We start from the raw sequence: 25,357 nt of genomic DNA, 5'->3' as shown, positions 1-25,357 counted from the left end.
CGTCAGAGCGGCATGAGATCCGGGCGCTTGGCCTCGACGTGGTCGCCGGAGGACTCGCCGCGCAGCCGCCGGCCGACCCACGGCAGCAGGTACTCGCGCGCCCACTGCAGGTTCTCCCGGCGGTGGTCGGCGGCCGACTGGACGGGGAGGGCCGGCCACGGCGCCTCCGGGTCCTGCTCGGTGCGCAGGCCCAGCGAGCGGGCGGCCAGCAGGGCGACCCGCTGGTGCCCCTCGGGGGAGAGGTGGAGCCGGTCGTCGCTCCAGGCCCGGCGGTCCTGCACGGCGCGCAGTGACCAGAGGTCGGCGACCTTGCAGCCGTTGCGGTCGGCGACGGCGCGCATGTGGCCGTTGTAGGTGGCGATCTTGCCGCGCAGGTGCTTCAGCAGTGGCACGCCCCGGGTGTCGAAGCCGGTGCAGATGAGCACCGTCCCGGCGGAGTCGGTGAGTTGGGTGATCGCCGCCTCGAAGCGCTCGGCCACCTCGTCCGGGTCGCTGCCCGGGCGCAGGATGTCGTTGCCGCCGGCACAGAAGGTGACGAGGTCGGGCTGGATGCGTCGGACCTGCGGCACCTGCTCGGCCGCGATCTGGTCGAGCAGCCGGCCGCGTACCGCGAGGTTGGCGTACCGGAATCCGCCCGGCGGCTGTCCGTCGGCGAGCAGCCCGGCCAGCCGGTCCGCCCAGCCGGCGAATGCACCGGCCGCGCCGGGGTCGTTCAGGCCCTCGGTGAAGCTGTCCCCGAGGGCGGCGTACGAACTGAGGTCAAGGGTCTCCTGGAGGTTCGGCATGTAGGAGATAGTTCACTGTCTGAAGTGACTTACGCCACCGTAGGTGGCCCGTGGCGGTACGTGAGATCGGCCACGTGGGGGAGTGGGCGAGGGGGAGGTGCGCGGGCGAGGGGGAGAGGCCGCGGGGCGCGCGGGGTGCCGTCGTGCGCCGGAGGCCGCGCCGGGTGCGCGGGGTGGTGCGTCGGCCGGGGGCGTCCGCGCGTGTGTGCGGACGGCGCGGGCGGGGCAGCCGCCCTCTGGGCCGTGCTCGCGTGCGACCGCGGCCCGTACGCCCGTGTCCCGATCCCCCCGAACAACCGGACGGCGGAGGTTGCCGCATGCCGAACCGAACCCCGGAGCGCACGGCCAGGCCACGGCGCTACCTGATGTGCCGGCCGACGCACTTCACCGTCGACTATGCGATCAACCCCTGGATGGACCCGGGGCGCCCGACGGACACCGCGCTCGCCCTCCTCCAGTGGGATCGCCTCCGCACGCTGTACCGGCGGCTCGGCCACACCGTCGAGCTGATCGACCCGCTGCCCGGCCTGCCCGACATGGTCTACACCGCCAACGGGGCGACGGTGCTGAACGGCAGGGCGCTGGTCGCCACCTTCCGGCACCCGGAGCGGGCGGGGGAGTCGGAGGCGTACCAGGAGTGGTTCCGGGCCCACGGGTACCGCGAGGTCCACCGGGCCGGCCACGTCAACGAGGGGGAGGGCGACCACCTGGTGGCCGGCCGCCGGGTGCTCGCCGGGACGGGGTTCCGCACCGACGCGGCCGCGCACGCCGAGGCCCGGGCGCTGTTCGGCGTCCAGGTGCTCAGCCTCACCCTGGTCGACCCGCGCTTCTACCACCTGGACACCGCGCTCGCCGTCCTCGACGACGACCACGTCATGTACTACCCCGCGGCCTTCTCGCCGGACAGCCAGGCACTGCTGCGCAGCCTCTACCCGGACGCGATCCTCGCCGACCGCGCCGACGCCGAGGTGTTCGGCCTCAACGCCGTCTCGGACGGCCGGCACGTCCTGCTGCCGGAGGCCGCCAAGGCGCTGGCCGGCCGGCTCGCCGAGCACGGGTACGAGCCGGTTCCGGTGGACGTCTCCGAGCTGCTCAAGGGTGGTGGCGGGGCGAAGTGCTGCACGCTGGAGCTGCGGCCGGTCTGACCGCGGTCAGTGCTCCGTGACGAGCAGGACCTCCAGGGTGCGCGGGCCGTGGACGCCCTCGACGCGGTCGAGTTCGATGTCGCTGGTGGCCGAGGGGCCGGAGACCCAGGTCTGCGGACGGGTGGGGTCGAGCCGGGGGAGGGCGAGCGGGACGGAGGCGACCACCTGCCCGGGTGCCAGGACGACGCAGAGGTGGTGCTCGGGGACGAGGCTGAGCAGGCGGCGGCCCTGGGCCGGGCCGGCGTCCAGGACCAGGGTGCCGGCCTCCGCGATCGCCAGCGCGCACCCGGTCAGCACGCTGTCCGTCCGGTCCAGCCGGTCGGCGGTGAGGGTGCCGTCGTCCGCTCGCTGTTCGACGGTGGTGGCGGCGCAGAGCCAGGCCGGTGGCAGGCCGGCCGGGACGGCGACGCTTCGGGAGCCGCGCGCCGCGAGGAGCGCGGCGACGAGTGCGGGCAGTCCGGCGGCCGTGCAGCGGTGGACCTCGGCGCGGTGGTCGGCCAGGTTGTGGTGCAGCAGGTCGAGCAGGGCGGCCGGGTCGTCCGCCGGTGCGTGGCTCGCCGAGTAGCCCCGGGGGAGCGGCTGTTCGCCGGAGTCGTGAGCGGTGCGGCCGTGGAACGCGGCGCGGATCCGGCCGAGGATCAGCTCACGGGATCCGGGCGGGCGGTGCGTGGTCATCGGCGGTTCCTCCGCCACCAGTCGCGGAAGGGTTCGGCGGGTGGATCCGGGAGGTCCCGGGTGTCGGTCCAGGCCCGGCCCGGCCCGGGCAGCCGGCGCGGAAGGAACCGCCTGGCCCGGGCCGCCGCCCGCTCGGCCGCACGGAGCAGCCCCGGGTGATCGAGCACGTATCCGGCCGCCGCCATGGCCGCCCGCTCCAGCGGGTGGCCGCGCTGCCCGGCGACCCGCTCGCGCAGGTGGACCAGGACCTCGGGGATGTCGATCGCCACCGGGCAGACCTCGTAGCAGGCTCCGCAGAGCGAGGAGGCGAACGGCAGCGAGGCCTCCACCCTGCCGGTGGTGCCGCGCAGTTGGGGCGTGAGGATGGCGCCGATCGGCCCCGGGTACACCGAGCCGTACGCGTGCCCTCCGGCCCGCTCGTAGACCGGGCAGACGTTGAGGCAGGCCGAGCAGCGGATGCAGCGCAGCGCCTGGCGGCCGACCTCGTCGGCGAGGGCGGCAGTCCGCCCGTTGTCGAGCAGGACGAGGTAGTCCGACGGTCCGTCGCCCGGGGTGGTGCCGGTCCAGAGCGAGGTGTACGGGTTCATCCGCTCGGCGGTGGAGGAGCGCGGCAGCAGTTGCAGGAACACCTCCAGGTCCCGCCAGGCCGGCACCACCTTCTCGATGCCGACCACCGAGATCAGGGTGTCCGGCAGGGTCAGGCACATCCGGCCGTTGCCCTCGGACTCCACGACCACCAGCGTGCCGGTCTCGGCCACCATGAAGTTGGCTCCGGAGACGGCCACCCGGGCCCTGAGGAACTTCTCGCGCAGGTGCAGCCGGGCCGCCTCGGCGAGATCCGCGGGCGTGTCGGTCAGCCCCTCGGGTGCCGGGCGCCCCCAGGAGGCCATCCGCCCGGCGAAGATCTCCCGGATCTCGGCACGGTTGCGGTGGATCGCCGGGACGAGGATGTGCGAGGGCCGGTCGTCACCCAACTGCACGATCAGCTCGGCGAGATCGGTCTCGTACGCCGTGATGCCCGCGGCGGCGAGCGCCTCGTTCAGCCCGATCTCCTGGGTGGCCATCGACTTGACCTTGACGACTTCACGCTCGCCGGTCGCGCGGACCAGCCGGGTCACGATCGCGTTGGCCTCGTCCGCGTCGGCGGCCCAGTGCACGGTGCCGCCCGCCGCCGTCACGGCCTCCTCCAACCGGACGAGGTAGCAGTCGAGATGGCGCAGCGTGTGGTCCTTGATCGCCTTGCCGGCGGCGCGCAGCTCGGCCCAGTCCGCGAGCTCGGCCACCGCACGGGCCCGCTTGTCGCGGATGGTGTGGGTGGCGTGCCGCAGGTTGGCGCGCAGCGTCGCGTCCCGGGTGGCGCGGGCGGCGGCCTCCGGGAAGGCGGGCATGCCGAGAAAGGTGCTACCGCTCAACTCGCCCTCCAGGGTTCGGCCTCGGTGCTCGCCAGGATCTCGGCGAGGTGCAGCGGACGCAACGCGCCGCCCCGGCGGTGCAGCATTCCGCCGAGGTGCAGCAGGCAGGAGTTGTCGGCGCCGCAGAGCACCCGGGCGCCGGTGGCGAGGGCGCTGCGCAGCTTGTCCTCGCCCATCGCCGCCGAGACCGCCGGGTTCTTCAGGGCGAAGGTGCCGCCGAAGCCGCAGCACTCCTCGGCGCCCGGCAGCTCCACCAACTCCAGCCCGCGGACCGCCCGGAGCAGCCGCCGGGGCCGATCGCCGAGGCCCAGCACCCGCAGCCCGTGACAGGACGGGTGGTAGGTCACCCGGTACGGGAAGTGAGCGCCGACGTCCTCGACGCCCAGCACGTCGGTCAGGAACTCGGTCAACTCGTACACCCGCGGAACGAGTTGCGCGGCGACATCGGCCAGTCGGGTGCCTCGGCCCTCGGCGGCGGCCCTGGCCCCGATCCGCGGGTAGTTGTCGCGGATCATCGCCACGCAGGACCCGGACGGCGTCACCACGTGGTCGTACCCGGCGAACACCCGGGCCGTCCGGCGCACCAGCGGCTCGCAGGCCCGCCGGTAGCCGGTGTTGAACTGCGGCTGCCCGCAGCAGCTCTGCCCGGCGGGGAAGTCGACGTCCACCCCGAGGCGCTCCAGCAGGCGGACGGTGGCGACCGCCGTCGACGGATACAGCGCGTCGTTCACACAGGTGGCGAAGAGCGCGACCCGCATCGTCCCTCCCTGCGCCGGTGGTCGGGGGAGCCGTCGGCCGGCTCGCCGGTGATCGTGCGGCAGCGATGCTACCGAGCGGGCCTGGCGGGCGGGAGAGTGCCGCGCCGGGCGGGAGGATGCCGCGCCGGGCCCGCGTGGGGCTCCGGGCCCGGCGCGGCGTGGCCGTTCAGGCGTCCCGGCCGAGCCAGAGGTCGGGGCCGAACACCTCGTAGTGGATGGCCGCGGCCGGAACGCCCGCCGCGAGCAGCTGGGTGCGCACCGAGCGCAGGAAGGGCAGCGGGCCGCACAGGTACGCGGTGGTGCCGGCCGGGACCGCGACGGTCGAGAGGTCGACCAGGCCGGTGCGCTCCCGCGGCCAGTCGCCGAGCGGCTGCTCGTAGAAGACGTGGGCGGCGGCGCCGGGCAGCTTGGCGGTGAGCCGGTCGAGGTCGGCGCGGAAGGCGTGCGAGAGCTGGTCGCGGTCGCCGTGGACGGAGATCACCGTCCGGGTGGAGCCGGTGGCCGCGAAGTGGGCGAGCATCGCCGTCATCGGGGTGTTGCCGATTCCGGCCGAGGCGAGCAGTACCGGGCCGTCGGCGCCGGCGCCATCGGCGAGCGTGAGGTCGCCGAGCGGCGGGGCGAGGTCGAGGACGTCGCCGGCGTGGACGTGGTCGTGCAGGTGGTTGGAGACCTCGCCGACCGGTCCGCCGGCGGCCGGGGCCGCCGCCCGCTTGACGGTGAACTGGAGGGCGCCGTCCGGGTTTCCGGAGAGGCTGTACTGGCGGATCTGCCGGGCGCCGTCCGCCATCGTGGCGCGGACCGAGACGTACTGGCCGGGCCGGGAGGGCGGCACCGGGCCGCCGTCGGCCGGGCGGACCAGGTACGTGGTGACGTCGTCGGTCTCCTGGTAGCGGGCGACCACGGTGTACGGGCGCCAGAGCCCGGCCGGGTCGCCGCCCTGGGCGGCGGCGGACTCCGTCCGCAGCCGGTCCTCGACGGCGATCAGGGCGTTCGCCATCAGCCAGTAGACCTCGTCCCAGGCGGCGGCGACCTCGGGCGTCACGGCCTCGCCCAGCACCTCGACGATGGCGGCGAACAGGTGCTCGTGGACGACCGGGTACTGGTCGGCGCTGATGCCGACCGAGACGTGCTTGTGCGCGATCCGGGCGAGCATGGCGTCAGGGCGCCGGTCGGGGTGGGCGATCAGGGCGGAAGCGAAGGCGGCTATCGAGCCGGCCAGTGCCTGCTGCTGGCTGCGGTTGGCCTGGTTGCCCCGGTTGAACTGGTCGCGCAGCAGCTCGGGGTGGGCGGCGAAGAGCTTGTCGTAGAAGAGCGGCGTGATCGCGCCGATCGCACCGCCCACGACGGGCAGGGTGGCTTCGATGACCTCGGCGGACTGGGCGGACAGCATGGGGCTCGCTCCAAAGTGGTATCTGAGAGTCGTATTTTTGGTCGCGGGAAGGCAGGGCAGTGGTGATGGGCCGGTGTGGCGAGGGGTACCGGTTCGGCGAGGGGGGTATCGGGCGGCGAGGGGATCAGTCGGCGGGTCTGCCGGAGAGGCTCAGCAGCACCGGTCCGGTGGGAGAGGCGACCAGATCGCCGATGGAGAGCGGATCGAGCGCGACGAAGAACGCCTCCTGCGCCGTGCGCAGCGCTCCGCGCAGCCGGCAGGCGGCCCGCAGCGGACAGGGCGGCTCGTCCTCGCAGCCGACCACGTCGCCGACGCCCTCCAGCTCGCGCAGCAGTAGCCCGAGCGAGCCGGTCCGGCCGGCGAAGGTGAGGACCAGGCCACCGCCGCGCCCGCGCCGGGCCTCCACCACGCCGAGGTGCTGGAGCCGGGTGACCACCTTCGCCGCGTGCGTGTACGGCACTCCGACCGCCTCGGCCACCTCCCGGGTGGTCGGGTTGGCGTCCTCGTCGAGGACGGCCAGCCGCATGGCGATGCGGAGGGCGATGTCGGTGCTCTTGGTCAGCCTCACGTCCGAAGGCTATCTAATACGACTCCAGGAATCCAATTTCTTCCGGCGTGGCCCGGCGGGCGGTCCGGTAGGCGGTTCGGCGGGTGGCACGGCAGGCGGTCCGGTAGGTGGCGCGGCAGCCGGGTTGTCGGGCGGTTCGGCGGCCGTCCGGCCCGCGGCCGAACCCCGCCGGCCCGTCGGCGATGGAAAGTGTTTCCCGAACCACTTCTTGATGGTGAGTCACTTGCTGACTTTACTTGACATGGCTCCGTCGTAGGCGGGGCCGGTTTCCCTGCATGGTTCCGCATGGTTCCCTGCACCTTCCGCTTCAGGAGGACACCCGCATGGCGCTCTCCCGTTTCCGCCGCGTCACCGTGGCGGTCGCGGCCCTGTCGCTCGCCGCCCTGGCGGCCGGCCAGGCCGCGGCCGCTCCGGCGCCCGCCCCCGCTCCCGCCCCGGCCCCGCAATCCGCGGGCCGGGTCGCCACGATCGAGGACCAGGTCGCCCGTGACCTGGCCAGATCCCTCGCCGACCCCGCCTGGCGCTCCCGGGTGCAGTCCGCGGCCGGGTCCGCCGGCACCGCACTCGCCCCGCTCGCCGCCGCCTCCGGCACGCCCGCCGCTCACACCCTCGCCGAGACCGCGGCCGCCGCCGACCAGAAGATCGCCACGGCGAAGGGCCTCGACGCCGGTCTCGGCCCGCTGCTGCGCGTCCAGTTGGCCGATCCGTCGATGCGGGCGGCCCTCGACGCCGGCGTCACGCCGCTGGTGGCCACCGCCGTGGCCGACGACCGCGCCCGCACCGTCCGCGCCTACGACACCGCGGGCCACGTTCACACGCTCGACGCCACCCGGGTGCCGGGGCAGCCGGTCTACCTGGTCGACATCGACACCGCGAAGGCGATGGCGGCCGGATCCGAGGTGCTGAGCCGGGAGTTCGCCGCGCAGGGCCTTGCGGGTACGCAGGCCGCGGGCGGCTGGTGGGCCACGAAGATCGACAGCATCGAGGTGTCCGACGACCAGGAGCCCTGGTTCAAGGGCGCGGCCGAGGTGTTCGGCCTGGTCACCGGGTTCGGGCAGGACGGCAAGGTCCGGGTGGACTCGGTCGCCATGCCCTACCTGCGCTACGACGGCACGGTGTACAACCCGAACCAGATCCTGGTGAACTGGTCGAACTACAAGTACAACCTGGCCGACGTGGTCCTGATGGAGGACGACGGCGACACCAACTACCTGGCCCTGGCCCAGGCCGTCGCCGCCGTCCTGCTCACCATCGCCGACCAGGGCGCCTACATACCGCTCGTCAACGCGGTGCTCGCCGCGCTGCCCACCTCCTGGTGGACCGACGACCCGGACTACGTGGAGTCCTGGTACACCCTGGCCCGGACCAGCTCCGGCCGGCTCAACGGGGCCACGGGCAACGGCTGGATGACCGTCGCGCCGTACTGGGTGGAGCAGTTCTGAGCCGGTTGGTCCCGCCCACCGGCTGACGCGTCGACCTGCCGGCCGGTTGATCCCACGCCCCGGCCGGTCTGCGGGCCCGCGGTGTGGACCACCCCGCCGACCCGGCACAGGACGCAGGGCCGGCCCGGCGCGGGTACGGCGGCCGCCCCCGTGCCCGCAACGGCACGGGGGCGGCCGCCGTTGTGCACCGCCGGGCATCGGGGCCGCCGTCGTTGTGCACCCCCGCGCATCGGGGCGGCCCGGGATCAGCCGGCTCCGCGTCCGGCCTCACCCCCGGCCTCACCCCCGGCCCCGGTGATCTCGCGCACCACCTCGTCGTAGCGGTGGAACAGACGGGGCCCGGGCGCGGGGTCGGACCGTTCGGCGTGGAGCAGCAGCCGCCAGCAGTCGGCGGTCAGCGCGCGGGCCTCGGCGCCGGGCCAGGGCCGGGGCAGCAGCTCCGGAGGCAGCAGCGGGTCGAGGGTCGTCGCCCGGGTGAACTCGGCGGCCAACTCGACCGTGATGGCGAGGCGTTCGGTCCGGCCCGGGAGCCCCGGGGAAGTGGCGGCGGTCAGCCGGGCCAGCCGAGCGCGTGCGACGGCCGCCAACCGGCGGTGCCCGTCGGCGAGTTCGTCCAGCGGCCAGAGCCGGCGGGCCAGGGCGATCGGGTCCGACTCGCCGCCGATGCGCAGGTCGGTGCTGGTCAGGAGGGTGAGACGGCCGCGGACGCCGAGCCGGTCGGCCTCCGCCTCGACGTACGGTTCCCACGCGTTGGCGCAGGCGTAGACACCACCCTGGACGGCCGCTCCGCCCAGCCGGACCAGCGTCTCGCGCAGTGCGTCCCGGGCCTGACGGGCGGGCTCGGGCACGGCGAAGGCGGCGAGGTGCCAGCTGCCGTCCCAGGGGGCGAGTCCGGCGTCCTGGGCGTACATGTGCCGGACGAAGTCGACCTCGGGGTCGGCCACCCGCTGCGCCTCGGCCGTCTCCCGCAGCACGGCGCGCCGCCCGCGGCCCTCCTGGACCAGCAGGCCGTCCGCCGCCATCCGCTTGATGCAGAGCCGCACCTGCTGGTCGGACATCCCGAGCGCGCCCGCCACCTCGTACAGCTCGCCCGCGTCCACCGTGCCGTCCGCCCGGACGAGCCCCTCCACCAGCGTCCTGGTGGGGACTTCGGTCCGCAGTTCCTCCGTCATCGTGCCGCTCCCTTCCTCCGGGGAGTGTAGTACGCTCGAAACTATCGAGAGAAGAACGATAGTTTCAGTTGCGATAGATATGGTGGCGAGATGGCACGAGGGACACCCCGCACCCGGATCCGGTGCCTGCTCGGCTCCCTGCTCGCACTGGCCCTGGCGGCCGGCGCCGCGGGCGGCTGGGTGGCCTACCAGCACAGCTACGACCTGCGCGAACAACGCGTCACCATCACCGGTGGCGCCCAGCCGCTGGACGGCGTGCTCGCCCGGCCCGAGGGCGGTGACGGGCCGTTCGGCCTGATCGTCTTCGTCCACGGCGACGGGCCTGCCGACGCCACCCGCGACACCTTCTACCGCCCGATCTGGGAGGCCCTCGCCAAGGCCGGCTATGCCTCGCTCTCCTGGAACAAGCCCGGTGTCGGCGGCGCCCCCGGCGACTGGCTCGACCAGAGCATGGACGACCGGGCCGCCGAAGCCGCCGCCGCCATCGCCTGGGCCAGGTCGCAGCCCGGGATCGACCCCGGCCGGATCGGCCTCTGGGGCATCAGCCAGGCCGGCTGGGTGCTGCCCAAGGTGGCCAACCGGGTGCCCGGGGTCCGGTTCGTGATCGCCGTCTCCCCGGCCGTCAACTGGCTCCGGCAGGGCCGCTACAACCTGCTCGCCGAACTCGCCCACGACCATGCCCCGCAGACTCGCGTCGATGCGGAAGTCGCCCGCAGCGAGCGGGTCGACGAGCAACTGCGCCAGGGTGCGACCTACGAGCAGGCGCGGGCCGCGCTCGGCCCCGACCTCGGCGACCTGACGCCCGCGCGGTGGCGGTTCATCGGCAAGAACCGCACCGCCGACGCCACCGCCGACCTGACCGCGCTGGCCGCCCGCAAGGTGCCCGTCCTGCTGGTGCTCGGCGGCCGGGACCGCAACGTCGACGTGGCCGACACCGAGGCCGGCTACCGCCGACTCCTCACCGGGCCGGGTCAGTTGACAGTCGTCCGGCACGTGGACGCCAATCACAACCTGGTGCGGCCCGAGGTCGAGGACGACGAGACCCGGGGCCTGCTCACCATGCTCGCCGCACCCCGGTCGATCTACGTCGACGGCTATCTCGACGACCTCCGGCGCTACGTCGCGGCCGTTCCTCCGACCGGGACCGGGGGGCACCGATGAGGATCCTCGCGCTGGGAGGTGCCGGAGCCATGGGCGCCGCCGCCGTCCGTGCGGCCGTCGCGCTGCCCGGCGGCCGCGCCGGGACGGGCTACACCGTCGGCGACCCCGAGCCGGTCACCCTGAGCCGCAGCCTCGCCCCCACCGGGAACGCGGCCTGCCTGATGGTGGTCACCCGGGGCACCGTCGCCTTCCTGGACGGGCTCCGTCGTGACCTCGACCGCGGCCGGCTGGACAACGAGTCCGCCGCTTCCCTGCTGACCGGCCCCCCGCTCGGCCGCGCCCTGACCGCGGGCGTCCGGGCGGCGGGGTTCCGCGGCCCGGCCAGCCTGCCGCCGTTCTTCGCCGTCGCCACCGGCCGGCGCGACGGCCGCCCGCTCACGGTCCTCGCCCGCCCCGCCGGGGATCCGCCGCGCCTGCTCGCCGACATGGCCCTCGCCACCGGTGTCCCGCTGGCCCTCGGTCTCGCCCAGGTGCTGGACGGTACGGCCCGGCGCCCGGGCGTCCACCCGCCGGAGGCCGTCATCGACGCGGCGCGGTTCTTCCGCGACCTGGAGCAGTACTCCCCGGGCGTGGTGGTCGAGGAGGCCGCGGCACGGTGGGGCCGGCCTCGGCGTCCACGGTGGAGGGCTGACCGGCGTGCTTCCACAGCCCGGCGGCGGTAGCGGTCCGGCTTTGGTGCGGGCCCCGCGTCGGAGAGGGTGAGCCGCCCCGGCCGGTGCTCACTGCCGAGGGGCGGTGCCCCCGAGCAGAAGAGCGCGGTCCCGCCAGGCGCCTTCCCACTGGCGGGTCAGCGCCGGGTAGACGACCAGGTGGCGGAAGGGCGCGATGAGGGCCATGTAGAGCCGGCCGGACCGGCCGTTGGGCTTGACCAGGACCGCCATCCGCAGCTCGTGACCGCCGTCGCCGGTCGGCACCCAGCCCAGGTGCATGAGGGCGTGGACGGTCTTGTTCGCCAGTTCGAGGACGGCCTCGTCGGCGAGCCGGTACACGGGGGTGAGCGGCATTCCCTCGAAGGCGAAGCCTTCCGCGCTCTCGCGGAGGTCGTCCGGCAGGCGGTCGCGCAGCGACCGGACTCGCGCCCCGAGCCCCGCGTCGGTCCTGTCCCAGCCGAGCAGGGCGCCGAGCTTCCACCGCACCGCGAACAGGAACCGGGCCGGCGGGCTCTGCTCGGCGCTTCCGGCGCCGGCCCGTATCGCGGCGAGCATCACGGGAAAGTCGTCCGGCCCGGCTCCGGGGGTGCGGAATGACCACACGTCCTCGGTCCGGAAGTCCTGGGTGAACTCGTGGCTCCGCCACGGCCGGCGGGTGTGGGCTGTGAGAGGAAGTTTCATGGCTGCTGCCGCCTTTCCCGCTCGGGGCGCCGCGTGCCGCCCCCGTTTTATACGCTTGCGTACAAGGCGAGGCTAGACCCTGATATACGGTTGCGTACATCAGGGCGACGAGTGAGGTGGGACACACCGTGGGCACTGCTCGCACACCGCGCGACCGATGGGTCGAGGAAGGCCTGCGGGCCCTGGCCGGCGGCGGACCCGACGCCGTCAGGATCGAGGCGCTGGCGAAGCGGCTCGGCGTCACCAAGGGCGGTTTCTACGGGTACTTCGCCGACCGTGACGCACTGCTGGAGGCGATGCTGGACACCTGGGAACGGGAGGCCACCGACGAGGTGATCGACCGCGTCGAGCGCGAGGGTGGCGACCCGAAGACCAGGGCGCGGCGCGCGGGCATGCTCACCTTCTCCGGCGACCGCCTGCTCCCCATCGACCTCGCCGTCCGCGACTGGGCCCGGCGCGACGAGGCCGTCGCCGAGCGCCTGCGCCGGGTGGACAACCGGCGCATGGCCCTGTTGCGAGAGACGATCGGCACCTTCTGCCCCGATCCCGACGAAGTCGAGGCCCGCAGCCTGATCGCCTTCTGCGTGGCGATCGGCCACCACTCCCTCGCCGCCGGCCACGAGGGCCGCACCCGCGCCGACGTGCTCGCCCGCGCGGCCGACCTGGTGTTCGACCCGCCGCGGTAGGGCCGGGCGGTCCCTCTCGCCGGGATCCGTGGCCAGGGCTCCCGTGACCGGCGGCGGAGGCGTCCCCGTTCTCAGGTGAACGTGACCCCCCGCTTGGCCGCGTCAGGTGCGACGAAGGCGAGAAGGCGCTCGGCCTCGTCCAGCACGGCCTGTGTGCCCGCGCGCGACAGCGGCCGGAAGGGGGAGATGCGCAGGACGGAGCCCTTCACCGCCCATGTGCCGTGGACGAAGCCGTCAACGAGGAAGGTGGGCCGCACCATGGCCTGACCCGGCATCACCAGCTTGCGGTCTGCCTCGCTGATCACTCGCGTGCGGTCCGCGTGCCCGAGGAGCAGATTGTCGAAGGCGGGCAGGAATCGCACCGGGACGGGCAGGTCCGGGTCGGCGAGCGACGCGTCGGGCAGGTCGAAGAGCTCGGTGCCCCGCTCGTCGTGGAAGACGCGCAGCTGTGACCGCAGCCCGTCGAGAGTCTCCCGCAGGCGGGTCAGCCCCGACCACGTCTGGATGTCCCTGACGCCGGCCGGGCCGAACGCCGCCAGGTAGCGGCGGATCACCGTCTCGACGCGTGGCGTTGCCATCGGTCGGCCGATCCAGTCCTCCGCGAGGGTGATGGCGATGTTGGGCCGGTTGCCCCAGGCGCCCCAGGCGCCGGTGACCGGGGCGTGCACCATCGGTACCCGCAGCTCCACCGCCCCCGCGAGCACGCGGCCGTCGCGGCCCGGGAAGCGCTCGGCGAGCGACAGGGCGAGCTCCCGCCGGGGCAGGATGTGGCCGGCCGTCAGCTCCCGGCCGGCGTCGGTGAGCTCGGCGATGCTCAACCCGGCGGTCTGCGCGGCGAAGTACCGCGCCCGGGCGGTGCGGTCCAGGACGGGCTGGAGGGCGGGCCGCAGCCAGCGGAAGTCGTTGCCGCTGGTCAGGTGCTGGGTGCTGCGGAGGGCTGCGGAGCGCACCACGCGCCCGTCGCGGAGCAGTGCCGTCAGGTCGTCATGGCGGAAGCCGGCCAGCCGGGTCCACAGCCCCACGTAGGGCCAGTTGGGCTCCTGCCCCTGCAGGGCGACCAGGTGTTCGACGACGTCGAGCGCCGGGCGGGAGGTTCGGGCGGTCAGGAACTGCCGCTGGAGCAGTGTCCGGTTCAGGGTGCGGGTGGACAGTACGAGGGCGTCGGTCATGTGGTGCCGGTTCTCCTTGGATGGTGGGGGCGTCACCGGGAGAGGGCCGCCCGTCCGGGGGTGACGGGCGGCCCGCTTCGTGCCTCAGCCGGCGACCCTGACGGAGACGTTGCCCCGGTAGGTTCCCTTCAGCAGGGAGACGAGCGCCTGGGGAGCTGCCGAGAGGCCGCCTTCCACGATCGTGTGGGGGAACACGAAGCGGTCCTCGCTCAACCAGGTGCTGAAGTGCTCGGTCCACGCCGCGATCTGCTCGGGGGTGTGACGGGTGGAGAACGGCCGGACCTCGATCCCCTTGGCGGCCGCCGCGGTGAGGTCCGGCTCGGGGAACCGGTCCTCGTGGTCGCCGATCTGCGTGGCCAGTGCGCCGCACAGCGCGAAGCGGGCCCCCGGGGCCGCCGCCTCGACGGCCGCATCGAACTGCTTTCCGCCGACGTTGTCGAAGAACACGGTGATGCCCTCGGGCGCAAGCTCCCGCAGATGGTCGAGGACGGGTCCGTCGCGGTAGTCGAACGCCGCGTCGAAGCCGAGCTCGTCAACCAGGTAGTCGATCTTCGCCTGGCTGCCCGCGCTGCCGATCACCTTCGCGGCGCCCCGGCACCTGGCGATCTGTCCGGCCAGCGACCCGACGCCGCCCGCGGCGCCGGAGACGAAGACGACATCGCCGGCACCGGCCTTGGCGATCTCGGACATCCCGTAGTAGGCGGTGGGCCCCTGGCTGAGGTGGTGCACCGGGCTCGGGAACAGGTCGGGGTCCAGCCTGGGGTACTGGTCGGCGGACCCGGCCGAGTACTCGCACCAGCCGGCCATGGTGCGTACCCGGTCGCCGACGGCCAGGTCCGCACTGGTGGACCGCACGACCGTGCCCACCGCGGCGCCGCCGATGCGCCGGCCGACCTCCCACGGCGGGATCGGCAGACGGGAGTCGGCCCGCAGCATCTCCAGGTACGCCACCGACAGACCCAGGTAGTCCGTGCGGACCAGCACCTCTCCCGTGGCCGGCTCGGGCGTGGGTACTCGTACCAGCTCGAAGGTGTCCGTCCCGAGGTCTCCCTTCAGGTGCTTGGCCAGCCGCACTTCCCCCATCGTGGCGGGGGTCGTCATCGTGGCGGGGGTCGTCGACATCGTGCTGTCGGTCATGGGTCTCCGTAAGGTGTTAGTCGGCCCGGGAGGGCCGGATGTGGCTTATGGGTTTCTGCCTTCAATGGCTCCCGAGGAGTGGCCGTCCGGCTCTCCGGGGCGCCCTGGCTGCTGATTGAGATGTGCGCGCCATGTGCGGTCGCTGTTTACGGAGACGACGGCGGGGTGTTCCTCGGGCCAACGGGATGACGGCGGGTGCGAGGAGGGGCGAGTGAGCGAGCGAATTGCCCATGCCTGGGCGGGTGTTGACGCAGCCAAGGGTCACCACTGGGCGGCGGTGGTCGATGACGCCGGCGCGACGCTGTGGTCGAAGAAGATCGAGAACGAAGAGACGGCGATCCTGACCGCACTCGGCGAGATCCTGGAGCTGGCCGATCAGGTCCACTGGGCGGTGGACATCTCCGGCACAGCCTCCGCGCTGCTGCTGGCCCTGCTCGCGGCCCACGGCCAGCAGGCCGTCTACGTGCCCGGACGGACCGTCAACCGCATGTCCGGCGCTTACCGGGGCGAAGCGAAGACCGACGCCCGCGACGCCTACGTCATCGCCGAAACCGCCCGCCAGCGCCGGGACTTCACCGCGATCGAGGTACCCGCCCAGCTCGCGGCCGACCTTGCTCTGCTGACCGCCCACCGCACGGACCTGATCGCCGACCGCGTGCGGATGATCAACCGGCTCCGCGACGTGCTGACCGGCATCTTCCCCGCCCTGGAGCGGGCCTTCGACTACTCCTCCCACAAGGGCGCCCTGGTTCTGCTGACCGGCTACCAGACCCCCGCCGCCGTGGCCGGGCCCGGTTGACGGCCTGGCTGGCCAACCGCAGCGTCCGCGGCGCCGATGCGGTGGCCGCCACCGCCCTGGAGGCCGCCGACGCCCAGCACACCGTCCTGCCCGGGGAAGAGGTCGCCGCCGCGATCGTCGCGGACCTGGCCGCACAGATCCTGGCCCTGGACGACCGGTTGAAGCGGATCGACAAGCAGATCCGCGACACCTTCCACACCCACCCGCAGGCCGAGATCATCGAGTCGATGCCCGGCATCGGGCCGATACTCGGTGCCGAGCTCGTCGTCGCAGCCGGCGACCTGATGGCCTACGCGGACGCCGGCCACCTCGCCTCGGCGGCCGGGCTCGTGCCGGCCCCCCGCGACTCCGGCCGCCGGACCGGCAACCTGCACCGGCCCAAACGCTACAGCCGCCGCCTGCGACGGGTGTTCTACATGTCCGCGCAGACCAGCATCATCAAGGACGGCCCCAACCGGGACTTCTACCTCAAGAAGCGCGCCGAGGGCTGCAAGCACGTCCAAGCGATCATCGCCCTGGCCCGCCGCCGGGTCAGCGTCCTGTGGGCCCTCCTGCGCGACAACCGGATCTTCACTCCCGACCCGGTCGCGCAGGCGGCTTGACTCAGTCATTGAGACTCCTCGTTTCGATCGGTCGGCGCGCCCGGCCCGGGCCCGTCCCGTTCTCGTGAGACCCACGCTAGGAGCCATAGCGGTCACTTTCCGGCCTCAATTGCCGCCATCCTGGAGGGCATGGCGAACACAAGCTCACGGACTCTGCGGCTGCTGTCCCTGCTCCAGACCCACCGGCACTGGCCGGGCGGCGAGCTGGCCGACAGGCTCGGGGTCTCTGCGCGTACCCTGCGGCGCGACGTCGACCGGCTGCGTGAGTTGGGCTACCCGGTCGAGGCCAGTCGCGGTGTCGACGGCGGCTACCAGCTCACGGCAGGCGCCGCCCTGCCGCCGTTGGTGCTCGACGACGAGGAGGCGGTCGCGCTCGCCATCGGGTTGCGTGCGGCCGCCCAGGGCGCGGTCACCGGAATCGAGGAGTCCTCGATCCGCGCGTTCACCAAGGTCGTGCAGGTCATGCCGGCGCGACTGCGTCGACGGGTCGACGCCCTGCGGGTGGTGACCGTACCCTCGGTCGAGGGCGGTGGGGAGACCGTCGAGGCCGGAGTGCTGACCGCCATCGCGCAGGCATGCCGGGACGAGGAGCGGCTTCGCTTCTCCTACACCGCCCGCGGTGGCGAGCGCAGCGCCCGCCATGTCGAGCCCCACGGGCTGGTCTCGCTCGGGTACCGCTGGTACCTGGTCGCCTACGACCTGACCCGGCAGGACTGGCGTAGCTTCCGCCTCGACCGCCTCGACGATCCGCGCGGGACGGGAGAGCGCTTTCGCCCGCGCGAGCTGCCCGCCGACGACGCCGCGGCCTTCGTCCGTGCGGGCAGCGGCGGCGTCGCCGTTCCGCACACCGTCGAAGCGCTTGTGCACGCCCCCGCAGCGGCTGTTCGCGCGCGCGTCGGCCCGTGGGCGACGGTCCAGGAGGTCGACGAGCAGCGGTGCCGGGTGAGGATGACCTCGCAGACCCTGGACTGGCCGACTCAGGCACTGGGCAATGTGGGTGCGGAGTTCGAGGTGCTGGGCCCTCCCGAGTTCGTCGACTTCGTCCGGGAGTGGGCGGCCCGCTTCACCCGTGCCACCCGCCCGTGATGCCGGGTGGCGGAGGTCCGCCGCCCGCGAGGGCCCGGCCGCCGCCCGCGCCCCGCGGCGAGGCCGGCGGCCGGCCCCGGGTGAATCTCGGCCGGGCCTGCCCTGCGGAGGGTAGGCCGGGTGAGCATTGGTTGAAGACGGCCGTCCTACCGGTGTCCCGCCGCCACCCGGGTCATCGGATGCACCATCAGCTCACAGGCCTCCGAGGACATTCCATGGCGGCCTTCGGGCTCACCTTGGCCGGCGCCCACGCGCCGTCACGTCCGGTAGCGGTAGAGGATCCGGCCACGGGTGAGGTCGTACGAGCTGAGCTCCACGAGTACCCGGTCGTACGGGAGGATCTTGATGTAGTTCTTCCGGATCTTCCCGCTGATGTGCGCGAGCACCTTGTGCCCGTTCTGGAGCTCCACCCTGAAGGTGGCGTTGCGCAGACACTCGACGACGGTGCCTTCGACTTCGAGGCCCCCTGCTGTTCTTGCCATGGTTCTCCCAGTTCTTCGGTCGATGGTGATGTGGTGGGGCGTCAGCGGCACACCAACTCCAGGTTGCTGCCCGCGCGCCGGGCGCCGACGCCCTCGAAGAGCGCCGCCGCCGCCCCGTTGGACTCGTTCACCTCGGCCGACGCCGTTTCGACCCCGGAGCGGTGCAGCGAACCCAGCACGTGGGCCAGCAACGCCCGGGCGATGCCGACGCGGTGCTGGTCGGCCCGGACGGCGATCAGCCCGATCCGTGGCCGTCGGGTCACCGGCGCCAGCCTGAGCAGGCCGACGTACTGGCCCGACCGCGCTGCCACCGCGTACGTCGACGGATCCGGCACGGTGGTCCCGTGCGGGCGGGGCAACACCTCGGCCGGCATCGCCTGCCAGCCGACGGTGGCCTCGACCTCCTCGCGAACGGCGCGGTCCAACGCGCGCAGAGGGCCCTCCTCCGCTTCGCCGACGGGCACGATCGTCACGCCCGGCGGCGGTTGCACCGCGTCGAGCCCCGTGATCTGCGGGTCGGTGGGCACGACGTACTCCCACTCGCGGCGTCGGACCGTGAAACCGACCCGCTCCCAGGCGGACGTCACGTCGCCGTCGGCCTCGTCGACCACCGTGTACAGCGGCCTCGGCAGGTCGGCGAGCATCGCCTCGGCAAGTCGGTCGAAGACCGCGCCGTGCCACGAGTCGATGCTCAGGAAGATCCGCCCGTCGGGCCTGCGTGAAACGTCACCGCTGCCGACCACCCGGTCGTCGGCCAGAGCGTGCCACTGCTGTTCCGCGACCCGCGTGACCACTGCCGGGGGCTCGTCGGTGCCCGCAGTGAAATGCACAGAATTCATAGGTGTCTGCCTTTCGGGAAAGCCTTGTGTTCAGGCGCTCCCGGCGACACCTACGTCAGTCGCCCGACCATGAAGGAAAAGGGGGAGCACCCATGGGACACAGCGTTCACGGGTCTCACCTCCTGATGACGGCTTCACGGTCGCCCGAACGCTACCAGCCGGGATCGTCCCGCCCAACCGCTTTTTGGCGCCCTTCCGGCAGGCCGCCGGGGGCGGCGCACAGATGGCCGGGGTCGCTCCGCGTTCCCTCTCTCGGCGCGGTGGTGCGGTAGCCGTTGCCGGGAGGCCGTTCAGCATCGATCAGGCCCCGGTCGGGCACGGATGGACAGTCAGAACCACCAGCTGATCATGTGGTTTGATGTCCGCTGCTGATCTTCGAGGTGAAGAACGAAACGGGGGCACCACGATGGACAAGCTGAGGCGGCACGGGCGCACTCTCGCCCTGGCGGGGACGGCCGCCGCGCTCGCCCTGGGGGTGGGCGCGTGCAGCTCCGACGGCGGCGGAGCGGCGTTCAGGGCCGGGGTCGCGCTGTCGCATCCGGACCAGGTGCAGGACGCGCTGCCGAGCCCGGCCTCGCTCCCGTCGGGCTGGCGGCTCGCCTCCGGTGCGAAGCCGCCACAGGTCATCGCGCAGGCCGAGGCGTCCAGCACCTGTCGGAAGAAGCTGTCGATCAGCTGCTCCGGTCTCCAGCAGGGCGGGACCGTCCGGTACGAGTTGGCTTCCAACACCGACAACGACATCCGCTTCACCCTGCTGGCCTTCGACGCCGTGGAGAACGCGGGCCCGGCCTTCGAGGCGATGGTGACGTCGCTGGAGAAGGACGACGACAAGGCGCGCCGGATCAATCTGAAGGCGGCCGCCGAGCAGTCGCAGGGCTTCGAGCGGCCGGCCGATTCGAGTGATTCCGCGAGTGGGGTCGTCGCCTCGGCCATGGTCATGCGGGTCGGCACCGTCGTGGTCCTGATCGAGCTCGACGAGGACGAGCGCGACCACAAGACGCTCCAGCAGTTCACCGCTCTCCAGGCGGAGCGGATCAAGCGGGTCCAGCAGGGCACCAACCCGGACGCCTGAGTCCGGGCCGTTACCGGACGAGCATGGCGCACGACTGACCGAACGGCGCCTGGGATCGGCGTCAGGGGCCGGCGTTGCCCATGACCTCCGCCAAGGCGTCGGCCGACTCGGAGGCCGGACGGTAGAACCCCTGGAGGCTGGCCGCGCGTTCCAGGCGCCCATCCACCACGTATTTCGGACCCCGGGTCTGGCCACAGCGATTGCCGGTGACTGGCGTCCTGTGCGACAGCCGCCGCAGCCTGCCGTCCTCTCCAGTTCACCGTGCTCCAGGCCGAGCGGATCAAGCCGGTCCAGCAGGCACCAGCCCGGACGCGGATGCCCCCAGGCCTCGGGCTCTCGCGGCGTCCCACCGGCCCGTTCGTCCTGGTCGGTACGGGTGCGATACAGGTGCGCCGAGGCGCACCTGTCATCGGTCTCCTGCCGGTGGCCCCGCCACCTGCCGCAACGCCCCGCCCTACTCGGCGGGGATTCCGCGGAGGAGGAAGGGGAGGTGGGCGCCGCGGGCGAGGGCGGTGAGGGCCTGGGTGGTGAGGCGGTGCTGGTGGGTGGCCATGACGTCGGGGAGCCGGGCTTCGGGGACCCAGTGCAGGCCGGTGACGTGCGGGGGTGGGAGGTGGCGCGTGACGGTCGTCTCCTGGGCGCGGGTGAGGCGGCCGCCCCAGTAGACGAAGTGGACGGCTTCGGGGAGGAGTCGGGTGTCGGTGTAGTCGGTGGCGAGGAGGGTGCGGAGGGGGAGGACGAGGCCGGTCTGGGTCTCGGTGTGGCGGCGGGCGGCTAGGTGGGGGAGTTCGTCGCGTTCGGCGTTGCCGCCGGGGAGGGTGTGGCCGTTCTTGTGGGTGGTTTCGAGGAGGAGGACGGCGCCGTCCGAGTTGAGGACGAGCGCCTGGTGGCCGAGCCGGCGGCGGGGCGGGTTGGTGAGGATCTCGGGGAGTGGGTACAGCAAGTCGGGCTCCTTGGGGTCGAGTTGGTGGTGAGGGGCACGCCCGGTTCGTGAACCGGGCGGGAGTTGGGGGTGGCTCGGTCGGGTTCGGTCGCCGCCGGGAGCCAGGGGGAGCAGGCCGGAAGGCCGGCGACGATGCCGGTCACGAGCAGCAGAGCGACGATGAGCAGGCGCGGCCCGCAGGGCCCGTCGCGGATCGGCCAACAGGCGAGGACGGCTGCGCCTGCGCTGACGGCGGGCACGGCGGTGACGGCCGCGAGGAGTCCGGGGGTCGGGCTCATGCGGCGTCGTGCGCGCGGGGCCTGCTGGGGTGCTGGACGGTGAGGTGGCGGGGGTGGTCGAGCCGCTGGAGGTGCTCGGGCTTGGTGGTCCACTCGCAGCCGCCGGCGGCGGGGCGCAGGTAGGCGAGGCCGCCGAGGGTGTCCATGTAGACGCCTTCGGTGGGGTCGCCGGTGGCTGCGCGGTGGGCGAGGTCGCGGACGATCTCTCCGACCTCGGGCCTGTAGGCGGGCATGCGGGGGCAGCTGGGCATGTCGGCTCCAGTGGTAGCTCTGTGCTTCGAGTCCTTACGGTTCGTGTTTATGATGGCTCGCCTCGGCGCAGGATCAGCCCGAGATCTGAATTTGATGCTGATGATCCACAAGTTGGTGAGACATGGTGAACCGTAAGCAACTTGATCCGACGTCAGGTCCTTGGGCGCCGTTCGGGGTGCAGCTTCGCAGGTCGCGTGAGGCGAAGGGGCTCACTCAGGCCCAATTGGCGAGGAGGGTCGGGTTCGACCCGTCCTACGTCTCATACGCTGAACTTGCAACGCGCGAGCCCCCCAGTGAGAAGTTCGCCGGCAGGGCGGATGAGGCGCTGGAGACCGGTGGCACGCTGCTGTTGATGTGGCTGCAGAACAAGCACTCGGCGCTACTTGAGGGGTTCCCGGAGTATGCGAGCCATGAGGCGAGCGCAGTCGAGATACGGATCTTCGAGGCTGGCGTCGTCACCGGGCTGCTCCAGACCGAGGCGTACGCAACCGCCTTGGCCTTGGCCGATGTTCGCGGAGGAACAATCACTCGAAGGCAGGCCGAGGAGCGAGTGACCTTCCTGCTCACTCGTCAGCAGTTGCTCAAGCGGAGCGGCCCGCCGCTGGTTCACGCCGTATTGGACGAGAGCTGTCTTCGGCGCCCGATCGGCGGACCGGCCGTGATGCATGAACAGTTGACCTTCCTTGAGGAACTGTTCGACGCGAGCCACGTGATTCTCCAGGTCGCCCCGTTCGCGATGGCTGAGCACAGGCCGTTCGCTCTGCCGATGGTGCTGCTGACGCTCGCCGACCAGTCCTTGTTGGGCTATTCGGAGTCCGAGGGCCGCAGCCATCTTGAGCGGGATTCCGACACGCTGGCAGTTTGGAAGAGGCACTACGATCGACTGCAGGTGGGAGCGCTGGCTGAGACGGCGACTCTCGATGTGATTCGCGCAGCTCGGGAAGGAAGTTCATGTCCGACTTCAACTTGACTCGCGTCGCGTGGGTGAAGTCCAGCTACAGCCAGCAGGGCGGCAACTGTGTCGAGGTGGCGCCGGGGTTCTCCGGGCTCGCGCCCGTGCGTGACTCCAAGGATCCCTCTGGGCCCGCGCTCGTCTTCCCCGCCGAGGCCTGGCAGTCGTTCATCGCCGGCGTCCGGGCCGGCGAGTTCGGCGCGGTCTGACCCCGCCCGTCAGCCCGAGAGCCCCGGCCGGCACCCCGGTCGGGGCTCTCGCGTGTACTGTCCGCCGCCGTACCGCAGCCTCGCCGACAGCCCTGTTGGCCCGCCGGGATCCGCACGAAGCCGACGATCACGCGTGTGAAGCCATCAGCACCGTCTCCGGTGGGGGCGACTACCGGTGCACGTCCGTGCCCCAGGGTTCGGGCACGCCCACCCGGACGTCCAGGTCCCACAGGACGCATTCCTCGTCGGGCCGGGCCACGAACGACCAGGCCACGGCGGTGCGATGCAACTGTTCGTGCATCGACCCCGCGCGTCGCGCGCTGCCCGGGAGCTCGCCACCCTGGGGGTGGTGGTGCAGGAACCGTCCGTAGGCCGCCTGGCAGAAGGCCGCGTAGCGTTCGGTGCAGAGGATCAGCCCGTGCCATGCCTCGTCGACGGCGAACGAGGGCATGCCGATGATCTGCTGGTCCAGCATCGCCGCTCCGCAGCACCTCAGCCACTGCCGGAGCCCGGTTTCGACCAGCTCCCGCGGCTGGAACGGGCAGGTCTTGTAGACGGCGGGGGGAAGTTCGAGCGTGTCGACCGCAGACTGCACGCGGTCGACCCGTCGTGAAAACGTTCGTGAAAGCACGCCGCTCTCCGTTCTGGGTGGTGGGTGGCCGAGCCGGGGGCTCAGCTGCCGCCGCCGCAACCCCCGCCGCAGCCGCCTCCGCCACAACCGCCCCCGCCGCAGCCGCCTCCCCCTCCGCCGCAACTCCCGCCGGAGTCGCCGCTGCCGCCGGTGTCCCCGCCCGTGTAACGGGACCTCCTGCTGTCGCCGTCCCTGCCCGCGGCCCAGGCGATGATCTTGATGACGACCAGGATGACTCCGCCGATGATGATCAAGCCTATGAAGCTCATCTCTCTACTCCCCCCAGTAGCGCCGGACGAGGCGCATCGCGGAATGTGACCGGATGGCTTCCGCGAGCGGTCGCGACGATTGCGCGGGATCCGGGATCAGCCGCGCCAAGACGTCCCCTCGTCAGCGGCGATACTTCATTATGCTCCCAGGTACTGACACTGAAACGCCGTCAGATTGCCTGCGGAAGAACGCTGACCCGGTGGTCGAGGCGTTTGCACGGACGGTCACGGAACCGCAATCCGTCACCTGTCGCACCTGCCGCGCTCGTCGTACCTGCCGCAACCCTGTCGAGCCGGCCCCGGCGGCAGCCGACGGCAGCCCGACGGCGGGCCTCACCCCGCGTCGAACGTCCGGCGCAGGCCGCCCACCAGGCCGTCCGGGGTGGGCGGGTGGAACCGCCCGGCGAGGTAGCCGTCGGGGCGGATGAGGAAGGCCTCGCCGGGGCGGGCCGCGTAGGCGGCGGCGAACCCACCCTCGGCGTCCCGCACGGACGGCAGGCGCCACCGGGGTGCCGGCGCGTCCGGGGCGAGCACCGCGTACACGTCCAGCAGGCCGTGGGCGGCGGACAGCGCGGCCATCGCGCACGTGGTCACCTGCTCGTCCGGGGTGCCGGTGCCCACGTGGAACAGCAGCGTGTGGCGCGGGCTCCGCAGCAGGTCGAAGAGGCGGACGGGGTAGTTCGCGAGGTCCCGCTCCAGCCCCCGGCAGTCCGGAGCCCGCTCACCGGGGGCGGGCCCGCCGGTCGTGCCGTCGGCAGCGGGGACCGGCTCCACCAGGGGGCTGTCCGGATACCCGACCAGCAGCTGTGCCTCCCGCCGCAGCACCGTGTCGAGGTTCCCGTCGTCGCCGGGCACGCCGTCCCGCGCGTGCCGCACCGTCCGGCCGACGACCTCCTCGCCGACCGGGTGCCGCTCGGCGTGGTAGCTGTCGAGCAGTCCGGCCGCGCCGATGCCCCGCACCGCGAGGCCCAGCTTCCAGGCCAGGTTGACGGCGTCCTGGATGCCCGTGTTCATGCCCTGCGCCCCGGTCGGCGGGTGGATGTGGGCGGCGTCCCCGGCCACGAAGAGACGCCCCGCCCGGTAGCTGTCCACCAGGCGGTGGCTGATCCGGAAGGTGGACGACCAGCGCAGCGCCGAGGCCTGCGCCGGCCGGGGCGAGAGCCGGTCGAGCACCGCCTGGATGTGCCGCAGCTCGGGTACCCGGTCGCCCTCCAATCCGTGGGCGACAGCGTCCCCCGCGCCGCCGTCGCCGGACAGTTCGTCCGGCACGAGCATCGAGATCCGGTACCGGCCCCGCCCCGGCAGCGGGATGCAGACCAGGATGTCGTCCACCCGGCCGGCCTCGTCGTGGTGCATGGCCCGGATGCCGTAGCCCTCGGGGAGGTCCCAGTCGACCTCGACGTCGCCGAGCATGTACTGCTCGGGAAAGGCGTCGCCCTCGAACCGCAGGCCGGCCGCCTTCCGGACCAGGCTGTGCGCGCCGTCGCAGCCGATCACGTAGCGTGCGCGCACCTCCTGAGGCCCGGACGTGGTCCGGAGCAGAGCCCTGACGGCGTCGGCGTCCTGCTGGACGGAGAGCAGCTCGGTGCCCCGCTCGACCTGGGTGCCGTACCCGGCGAGGTGCTCGGTGAGCAGGCGTTCCGTCGTGTACTGGGGCAGCGCGGCGAAGCCGTACGGGATGTCGGGCGGCAGGGTGAGGTCGATCTGCGGGCCGGGCCGGCCGTCGGCGAAGAGGAGTTGACCGCGCATCGGGACGGCCTCGTCGAGCGCCGCGCGGACCATGCCCATCAGGTCCCACAGCTCCATCGTGCGCGGCTGCACCCCGACGGCCTTGGCGTAGTGCTGCGGAACGGCCAGCCTGTCCACGATCCGGCAGCCGACCCCGTGGCGGCGCAGCTCGGCCGCGGCGGTCAGGCCCACCGGGCCCGCGCCCACGACCAGTACGTCGATCTCGTCCATGACTGCTCCTCGGCCGCGGCCCCGACCGCTTCCCGGGCGTGCGCGGCGGCCTCTTCCAGGCTGCGCCCGACCGGCTCGGGGCCGCCACCCGTGGCGCCCGGCCCGCCTCGGAGGTCAGGCCCGGGCTCCGGTGCGTCCGGCCTGGCCCGGCCC

25 protein-coding genes and 1 pseudogene are annotated in these 25,357 nt (G+C 72.9%); 10 read left to right on the top strand and 16 right to left on the bottom strand.

Annotation, left to right across the window (positions count from 1 at the left end; genetic code table 11):
• Window positions 1–2: 2 nt before the first annotated feature.
• Window positions 3–785, bottom strand: a complete 783-nt coding sequence (locus tag OG286_RS05100) for an SGNH/GDSL hydrolase family protein (protein WP_396323397.1) — start codon at window positions 783–785, stop codon at window positions 3–5.
• A gap of 317 nt (window positions 786–1,102) precedes the next feature.
• On the opposite strand from OG286_RS05100, the gene ddaH reads away from it, so the two are divergent.
• A complete protein-coding gene (gene ddaH, locus OG286_RS05095; protein ID WP_396323398.1) occupies window positions 1,103–1,930 on the top strand; it encodes a dimethylargininase in 828 nt (275 codons plus the stop codon).
• Window positions 1,931–1,936: 6 nt separating this feature from the next.
• Here ddaH and OG286_RS05090 read toward each other — a convergent pair whose 3' ends face one another.
• From OG286_RS05090 to OG286_RS05070, 5 genes are all read right to left on the bottom strand, one after another.
• A complete protein-coding gene (locus OG286_RS05090; protein WP_396323399.1) occupies window positions 1,937–2,605 on the bottom strand; it encodes a lactate utilization protein C in 669 nt (222 codons plus the stop codon).
• Window positions 2,602–3,993: a lactate utilization protein B gene (locus tag OG286_RS05085; RefSeq protein ID WP_405366034.1), complete on the bottom strand. Its 1,392-nt coding sequence runs from the start codon at window positions 3,991–3,993 to the stop codon at window positions 2,602–2,604. Before OG286_RS05085 ends, OG286_RS05090 begins: the two co-directional genes overlap by 4 nt.
• Before the next feature lie 20 nt (window positions 3,994–4,013).
• The gene (locus tag OG286_RS05080; RefSeq protein ID WP_396323400.1) at window positions 4,014–4,775 is read right to left on the bottom strand and encodes a (Fe-S)-binding protein; all 762 of its coding nucleotides are present in this window, start codon (window positions 4,773–4,775) and stop codon (window positions 4,014–4,016) included.
• Window positions 4,776–4,941: 166 nt separating this feature from the next.
• Complete coding sequence (locus tag OG286_RS05075; RefSeq protein WP_396323401.1) at window positions 4,942–6,165, bottom strand: globin domain-containing protein; 1,224 nt, start codon at window positions 6,163–6,165, stop codon at window positions 4,942–4,944.
• Window positions 6,166–6,289: 124 nt separating this feature from the next.
• Complete coding sequence (locus OG286_RS05070) at window positions 6,290–6,733, bottom strand: RrF2 family transcriptional regulator (RefSeq protein WP_396323402.1); 444 nt, start codon at window positions 6,731–6,733, stop codon at window positions 6,290–6,292.
• A 323-nt stretch (window positions 6,734–7,056) separates the two neighbouring features.
• Between OG286_RS05070 and OG286_RS05065 the strand changes: the two genes are divergently transcribed.
• Window positions 7,057–8,175, top strand: coding sequence for a DUF3103 family protein (locus OG286_RS05065; protein ID WP_405362953.1), 1,119 nt, complete (start codon window positions 7,057–7,059; stop codon window positions 8,173–8,175).
• Window positions 8,176–8,420: 245 nt separating this feature from the next.
• On the opposite strand, the gene OG286_RS05060 is transcribed toward OG286_RS05065, so the two are convergent.
• Window positions 8,421–9,347, bottom strand: a complete 927-nt coding sequence (locus tag OG286_RS05060; RefSeq protein ID WP_396323404.1) for a PaaX family transcriptional regulator C-terminal domain-containing protein — start codon at window positions 9,345–9,347, stop codon at window positions 8,421–8,423.
• A gap of 90 nt (window positions 9,348–9,437) precedes the next feature.
• Between OG286_RS05060 and OG286_RS05055 the strand changes: the two genes are divergently transcribed.
• Both OG286_RS05055 and OG286_RS05050 read left to right on the top strand, forming a co-directional pair.
• A complete protein-coding gene (locus OG286_RS05055) occupies window positions 9,438–10,508 on the top strand; it encodes an alpha/beta hydrolase family protein (RefSeq protein WP_396323405.1) in 1,071 nt (356 codons plus the stop codon).
• On the top strand, window positions 10,505–11,170 hold the full coding sequence (locus OG286_RS05050) for a hypothetical protein (protein WP_405364768.1): 666 nt from the start codon (window positions 10,505–10,507) through the stop codon (window positions 11,168–11,170). The genes OG286_RS05055 and OG286_RS05050 overlap by 4 nt, the downstream gene beginning before the upstream one ends.
• A 57-nt stretch (window positions 11,171–11,227) precedes the next feature.
• On the opposite strand, the gene OG286_RS05045 is transcribed toward OG286_RS05050, so the two are convergent.
• The gene (locus OG286_RS05045; RefSeq protein WP_396323407.1) at window positions 11,228–11,839 is read right to left on the bottom strand and encodes a DUF2867 domain-containing protein; all 612 of its coding nucleotides are present in this window, start codon (window positions 11,837–11,839) and stop codon (window positions 11,228–11,230) included.
• 128 nt (window positions 11,840–11,967) lie between these two features.
• On the opposite strand from OG286_RS05045, the gene OG286_RS05040 reads away from it, so the two are divergent.
• A complete protein-coding gene (locus OG286_RS05040) occupies window positions 11,968–12,525 on the top strand; it encodes a TetR/AcrR family transcriptional regulator (protein WP_396323408.1) in 558 nt (185 codons plus the stop codon).
• A gap of 71 nt (window positions 12,526–12,596) precedes the next feature.
• Here the strand turns inward: OG286_RS05040 and OG286_RS05035 are convergent, their stop codons facing one another.
• On the bottom strand, window positions 12,597–13,694 hold the full coding sequence (locus OG286_RS05035; protein WP_396323409.1) for a winged helix DNA-binding domain-containing protein: 1,098 nt from the start codon (window positions 13,692–13,694) through the stop codon (window positions 12,597–12,599).
• Between the two features lie 84 nt (window positions 13,695–13,778).
• A complete protein-coding gene (locus OG286_RS05030; protein ID WP_405362960.1) occupies window positions 13,779–14,831 on the bottom strand; it encodes a zinc-binding dehydrogenase in 1,053 nt (350 codons plus the stop codon).
• 211 nt (window positions 14,832–15,042) lie between these two features.
• On the opposite strand from OG286_RS05030, the pseudogene OG286_RS05025 reads away from it, so the two are divergent.
• A pseudogene (locus OG286_RS05025) lies at window positions 15,043–16,232 on the top strand (IS110 family transposase).
• Between the two features lie 129 nt (window positions 16,233–16,361).
• Window positions 16,362–17,318, top strand: a complete 957-nt coding sequence (locus tag OG286_RS05020; protein WP_396323411.1) for a helix-turn-helix transcriptional regulator — start codon at window positions 16,362–16,364, stop codon at window positions 17,316–17,318.
• A 257-nt stretch (window positions 17,319–17,575) separates the two neighbouring features.
• Here the strand turns inward: OG286_RS05020 and infA are convergent, their stop codons facing one another.
• Window positions 17,576–17,800, bottom strand: a complete 225-nt coding sequence (infA, locus tag OG286_RS05015) for a translation initiation factor IF-1 (protein ID WP_396323412.1) — start codon at window positions 17,798–17,800, stop codon at window positions 17,576–17,578.
• 41 nt (window positions 17,801–17,841) lie between these two features.
• Complete coding sequence (locus OG286_RS05010) at window positions 17,842–18,639, bottom strand: GNAT family N-acetyltransferase (RefSeq protein ID WP_396323413.1); 798 nt, start codon at window positions 18,637–18,639, stop codon at window positions 17,842–17,844.
• A gap of 406 nt (window positions 18,640–19,045) precedes the next feature.
• Between OG286_RS05010 and OG286_RS05005 the strand changes: the two genes are divergently transcribed.
• A complete protein-coding gene (locus OG286_RS05005; RefSeq protein ID WP_396323414.1) occupies window positions 19,046–19,711 on the top strand; it encodes a hypothetical protein in 666 nt (221 codons plus the stop codon).
• A 454-nt stretch (window positions 19,712–20,165) separates the two neighbouring features.
• Here the strand turns inward: OG286_RS05005 and OG286_RS05000 are convergent, their stop codons facing one another.
• Complete coding sequence (locus OG286_RS05000) at window positions 20,166–20,654, bottom strand: NUDIX domain-containing protein (protein ID WP_405364766.1); 489 nt, start codon at window positions 20,652–20,654, stop codon at window positions 20,166–20,168.
• Window positions 20,655–20,928: 274 nt separating this feature from the next.
• Window positions 20,929–21,183 (bottom strand): hypothetical protein, encoded by a 255-nt coding sequence (locus tag OG286_RS04995; RefSeq protein ID WP_405359145.1) that lies wholly within the window; start codon window positions 21,181–21,183, stop codon window positions 20,929–20,931.
• Between the two features lie 122 nt (window positions 21,184–21,305).
• Between OG286_RS04995 and OG286_RS04990 the strand changes: the two genes are divergently transcribed.
• A complete protein-coding gene (locus OG286_RS04990) occupies window positions 21,306–22,154 on the top strand; it encodes a helix-turn-helix domain-containing protein (RefSeq protein WP_405364764.1) in 849 nt (282 codons plus the stop codon).
• On the top strand, window positions 22,136–22,345 hold the full coding sequence (locus OG286_RS04985; protein ID WP_396323418.1) for a DUF397 domain-containing protein: 210 nt from the start codon (window positions 22,136–22,138) through the stop codon (window positions 22,343–22,345). Before OG286_RS04990 ends, OG286_RS04985 begins: the two co-directional genes overlap by 19 nt.
• 169 nt (window positions 22,346–22,514) lie before the next feature.
• Here OG286_RS04985 and OG286_RS04980 read toward each other — a convergent pair whose 3' ends face one another.
• Window positions 22,515–22,940 carry a hypothetical protein gene (locus OG286_RS04980; protein WP_405362971.1) on the bottom strand — a complete coding sequence of 142 codons (426 nt, stop codon included), beginning with the start codon at window positions 22,938–22,940 and terminating at the stop codon, window positions 22,515–22,517.
• A 638-nt stretch (window positions 22,941–23,578) separates the two neighbouring features.
• Entirely contained in the window at window positions 23,579–25,204 is a 1,626-nt protein-coding gene (locus OG286_RS04975) for an FAD-dependent monooxygenase (protein WP_396323421.1), read from the bottom strand.
• Between the last annotated feature and the right edge of the window lie 153 nt (window positions 25,205–25,357).

Source organism: Kitasatospora sp. NBC_00039 (genome assembly GCF_045160625.1).
Taxonomy (GTDB): domain Bacteria; phylum Actinomycetota; class Actinomycetes; order Streptomycetales; family Streptomycetaceae; genus Kitasatospora.
The sequence above is the reverse complement of the archived record's forward strand: the minus strand, read 5'-3'. Positions and strand labels throughout refer to the sequence as shown.

Bases quoted from the DNA above. Each gene is read 5' to 3' on its own strand.
- OG286_RS04985 (WP_396323418.1), top strand. From the start codon at position 22,136: ATGTCCGACTTCAACTTGACTCGCGTCGCGTGGGTGAAGTCCAGCTAC.
- infA (WP_396323412.1), bottom strand. From the start codon at position 17,800: ATGGCAAGAACAGCAGGGGGCCTCGAAGTCGAAGGCACCGTCGTCGAG.
- OG286_RS05050 (WP_405364768.1), top strand. From the start codon at position 10,505: ATGAGGATCCTCGCGCTGGGAGGTGCCGGAGCCATGGGCGCCGCCGCC.
- OG286_RS05100 (WP_396323397.1), bottom strand. From the start codon at position 785: ATGCCGAACCTCCAGGAGACCCTTGACCTCAGTTCGTACGCCGCCCTC.
- OG286_RS04990 (WP_405364764.1), top strand. From the start codon at position 21,306: ATGGTGAACCGTAAGCAACTTGATCCGACGTCAGGTCCTTGGGCGCCG.
- OG286_RS05080 (WP_396323400.1), bottom strand. From the start codon at position 4,775: ATGCGGGTCGCGCTCTTCGCCACCTGTGTGAACGACGCGCTGTATCCG.
- OG286_RS05075 (WP_396323401.1), bottom strand. From the start codon at position 6,165: ATGCTGTCCGCCCAGTCCGCCGAGGTCATCGAAGCCACCCTGCCCGTC.
- ddaH (WP_396323398.1), top strand. From the start codon at position 1,103: ATGCCGAACCGAACCCCGGAGCGCACGGCCAGGCCACGGCGCTACCTG.
- OG286_RS05085 (WP_405366034.1), bottom strand. From the start codon at position 3,993: ATGCCCGCCTTCCCGGAGGCCGCCGCCCGCGCCACCCGGGACGCGACG.
- OG286_RS05065 (WP_405362953.1), top strand. From the start codon at position 7,057: ATGGCGCTCTCCCGTTTCCGCCGCGTCACCGTGGCGGTCGCGGCCCTG.
- OG286_RS05005 (WP_396323414.1), top strand. From the start codon at position 19,046: ATGGACAAGCTGAGGCGGCACGGGCGCACTCTCGCCCTGGCGGGGACG.
- OG286_RS04995 (WP_405359145.1), bottom strand. From the start codon at position 21,183: ATGCCCAGCTGCCCCCGCATGCCCGCCTACAGGCCCGAGGTCGGAGAG.
- OG286_RS05055 (WP_396323405.1), top strand. From the start codon at position 9,438: ATGGCACGAGGGACACCCCGCACCCGGATCCGGTGCCTGCTCGGCTCC.
- OG286_RS05030 (WP_405362960.1), bottom strand. From the start codon at position 14,831: ATGACCGACAGCACGATGTCGACGACCCCCGCCACGATGACGACCCCC.
- OG286_RS05045 (WP_396323407.1), bottom strand. From the start codon at position 11,839: ATGAAACTTCCTCTCACAGCCCACACCCGCCGGCCGTGGCGGAGCCAC.
- OG286_RS05010 (WP_396323413.1), bottom strand. From the start codon at position 18,639: ATGAATTCTGTGCATTTCACTGCGGGCACCGACGAGCCCCCGGCAGTG.
- OG286_RS04975 (WP_396323421.1), bottom strand. From the start codon at position 25,204: ATGGACGAGATCGACGTACTGGTCGTGGGCGCGGGCCCGGTGGGCCTG.
- OG286_RS05060 (WP_396323404.1), bottom strand. From the start codon at position 9,347: ATGACGGAGGAACTGCGGACCGAAGTCCCCACCAGGACGCTGGTGGAG.
- OG286_RS05020 (WP_396323411.1), top strand. From the start codon at position 16,362: ATGGCGAACACAAGCTCACGGACTCTGCGGCTGCTGTCCCTGCTCCAG.
- OG286_RS05035 (WP_396323409.1), bottom strand. From the start codon at position 13,694: ATGACCGACGCCCTCGTACTGTCCACCCGCACCCTGAACCGGACACTG.
- OG286_RS05090 (WP_396323399.1), bottom strand. From the start codon at position 2,605: ATGACCACGCACCGCCCGCCCGGATCCCGTGAGCTGATCCTCGGCCGG.